This is a genomic window from Sphaerobacter sp. (genome assembly GCF_019683595.1).
GTDB lineage: Bacteria > Chloroflexota > Chloroflexia > Thermomicrobiales > Thermomicrobiaceae > Sphaerobacter.
This window is the reverse complement of the sequence record NZ_JADGHZ010000298.1, coordinates 1-2,855: the sequence shown is the minus strand read 5'-3', so window position 1 is coordinate 2,855 and position 2,855 is coordinate 1. Positions and strand designations below refer to the sequence as shown.

Genomic DNA, 2,855 nt, shown 5'->3' with positions numbered 1-2,855 from the left:
GGGTAACGCCCGCCCTGGCGGCGCTCCGGACTGGGCAGTCCTCCATCTCTCCCTCTCCCCTTGTGGGAGAGGGGGTTGGGGGGTGAGGGGATAACAGATCCCCCACCCCGCCGCCGCCCGCACCCGGTGGAGCTATCGGGGTGACAGGCGCGCGGCCGCATGGTATGCAGGCGGGTGTATGCGTGGATCCGGACCACGGTTCCGTGGGTCGCGGGGAGGGTGAGCGATGAGTTCGGCAGCGACGCGCACGTATGCCTTCGTCCAGGTGGATGTCTTCACCGACCGCCAGTTCGGCGGAAATCCGCTGGCCGTCTTCCTGGACGGCACCGGCCTGAGCGACGCCGAGATGCAGGCGATCGCCCGGGAGATGAACCTGTCGGAGACGACTTTCGTCCTGCCGCCGGAGCGCGACGACTGCGTCGCGCGCGTGCGGATCTTCACGCCGGGGCGCGAGTTGCCCTTCGCCGGGCACCCGACGGTCGGCACCGCCTACGTCCTGGCCACGTCCGGGCGCGTGCCGGCCGGCGTGACCGAGTTTGCGATGGAGGAAGGGGTCGGGCCGGTGCCGGTGCGACTGGAGGGAGACCCGAGCGCCCCCACGTTCATCTGGATGCGGCACCCGGCTGCGACCTTCGGCCCGCCGCGTGACGGCCGGGCGCAGCTCGCCGCGGCGTTGGGCCTGGACGAGGCGGATCTCTTGCCGGACACCCCGGTCTGCGTCGGCTCCACCGGCGTGCCGTTCCTCTACGTCCCGCTGCGAGACCCGGCGGCGGTCGATCGCGTCGTGGTCGATCCGGTGGCGCTGAGCGCCTGGTTCGGCGAGGAGGAGCCGCTCGGCGTGTTCGTCTTCGCGCCCAACCCGGCGGCGGGGCCCAACCGGGTCTACTCCCGCATGTTCGCCCCGCATGGCATCGGCATCCCCGAAGACCCGGCGACCGGCTCAGCGAGCGGCCCGCTCGGCGCCTATCTGGTGCGGCATGGTCTGGTTCCCTCCGCCGACGAGGTGCGCATCGTCAGCGAGCAGGGGACGAAGATGGGTCGCCAGAGCTTCATCCACATCACAGTCCGACCACGGCCGGACGGCGAGGAGATCGAGGTCGGCGGCGGGACCGTGCCGGTGCTGGAGGGAACGCTGCGGATGGCGTGAGCCGGGAGCACCCCTTACCCTGTAGCCCCCTCTCCCACAAGGGGAGAGGGGGAAGGCGGCTCGTATTGCGTGTTGCGTGATGCTCCCCTCTCCCAGAGTTGGGAGAGGGGCCAGGGGGTGAGGGCCGTTCTCCTCACTCCCCGACGCGGCTCTCAAGCCAGCGGATGTACCGGTCGCGCTCGCGCGCGAAGGCGGCACGTGCGGTTTCCGGGGATGGGTGGACGGTGTAGGCCAGCGTATCCAACGGCCCGGCCACGACGACGTAGGACGGTTCCGGCGGCGCCTGCTCGATGAGGTAGACCTGGCTGCAATAGCCGCGGAGACGGCCGGTCGCGGCGGCATAGTCGCCCATCCGCGTGCGGCGCTTCAGCCGCTCAATATGCTCGGCGAAGGTCGGGTGGCGCAGGGCCATTCGGGTGCCTCCTCGGGTAGCAGGGCGGACCGGCCGCCGTGATCGAGCAGCTCCGCCGCTACTCTATGGTACCTTGCTGACAGCCAGCTTGCGCCCCGGACGCGACGCTAATGAGCGTTTGTTCAGCCGGGATCGACTCCCGATATTGCGCCGATTGCACACAACTGGCCACGCGGACGCGCCATCTGCCGGTGTAACTATTGCAGTTTCTCGTGCGTTTGGATACTATGTCCGCACGCTGCCTCAGTGGGGGCGGTATCGTCGCGTGGGAGCGGCGGCCGAAGGCAGCGCTCGGCAGTGGAGGGGTTAGTGGCGCGAATTCTTATTGTGGAGGATGACCCCGCGATCCGGTCGCTCCTGGTTGACACCCTCGAGGAAGTCGGCCACGAGATGCTGGTCGCGGCAGACGGCCAAACGGGTGTCGCGCTGGCGCGGGATGCTCATCCGGACCTCGTTCTGATGGACCTGCGATTGCCCGTGCTTGACGGCGTGACGGCGACGCGGATTCTCAAGGCGGAACGGTCGACCGCGCACATCCCGATCATCGCCATGTCCGCTGCGGCACGGCTCCGTGCCGACGCGGCCGACCTGCCGGCAGATGGGACACTGGAGAAGCCGTTCGACCTCGATGTCCTGCTCGGCGTCGTGGGCGGTTATCTCTCCGATGCAGCCGGCACTCCCGGATCGTTTGGGAGCGGAGCGAGAGCCTGAGCGAGCGACGCCCGCAACGCCGGCAACTCTACCGGCTTGGCGAGCACGCCGTAACCGCGGGAAATCAGGTCACGCGCCCGGCTGAGGATGGCCGGGCTGGCTGAGCAGACGATCGTCGGGATCCGTCCGGCGACCTCGTCGGTGGTCAGGTGCGCGAGCGTCGACCAACCGGGGTCGCGTGGATCGGCCTGGGGATCGACGATGAGGAGATCCGGCTGCTGACGGCGCAGCCAGCGGGCCGCGTCCTCGTGCCGTGGCCAGCAGATCGGCAGGTAGCCCTCGGCGGCCAGCACTTCGTTCATCCGGGTCAAGAACCCCACATCCCGGTCCACCACCGCGATCGTCGGATAGGTCATGCTCTTACCTTCCCCGTTTGCCTCCGACCGTGAGGGTTGTGTGCCTTTCACGCGTGAGCCGTCGGGAGCCGACGGCCCGCGTCTAGTTTTTTCCGCATTCCCTGTCAGAACGGCGCAACGCCGCTCAACGCTCCGTGACAATCTCGTTTCATTCTCCTGCTGTCCACCGAAGGGCCATGTGCAGGCTCGGGCGGGAGCGATACGGGGGGCGGCGCGGGATCCTTCGCAC

Annotated in this window: 4 protein-coding genes; 2 read left to right on the top strand and 2 right to left on the bottom strand. The window is 68.8% G+C overall.

The window, feature by feature from the left end:
• The first annotated feature begins 226 nt into the window (after positions 1–226).
• On the top strand, positions 227–1,147 hold the full coding sequence (locus IRZ30_RS16845; protein WP_294086847.1) for a PhzF family phenazine biosynthesis protein: 921 nt from the start codon (positions 227–229) through the stop codon (positions 1,145–1,147).
• Positions 1,148–1,280: 133 nt separating this feature from the next.
• Here the strand turns inward: IRZ30_RS16845 and IRZ30_RS16840 are convergent, their stop codons facing one another.
• Positions 1,281–1,559 (bottom strand): hypothetical protein, encoded by a 279-nt coding sequence (locus tag IRZ30_RS16840; RefSeq protein ID WP_294086846.1) that lies wholly within the window; start codon positions 1,557–1,559, stop codon positions 1,281–1,283.
• A 309-nt stretch (positions 1,560–1,868) separates the two neighbouring features.
• On the opposite strand from IRZ30_RS16840, the gene IRZ30_RS16835 reads away from it, so the two are divergent.
• Complete coding sequence (locus tag IRZ30_RS16835) at positions 1,869–2,270, top strand: response regulator (RefSeq protein ID WP_294086845.1); 402 nt, start codon at positions 1,869–1,871, stop codon at positions 2,268–2,270.
• On the opposite strand, the gene IRZ30_RS16830 is transcribed toward IRZ30_RS16835, so the two are convergent.
• Complete coding sequence (locus IRZ30_RS16830) at positions 2,213–2,626, bottom strand: hypothetical protein (protein ID WP_294086844.1); 414 nt, start codon at positions 2,624–2,626, stop codon at positions 2,213–2,215. The two genes, IRZ30_RS16835 and IRZ30_RS16830, sit on opposite strands and share 58 nt — an antisense overlap.
• Between the last annotated feature and the right edge of the window lie 229 nt (positions 2,627–2,855).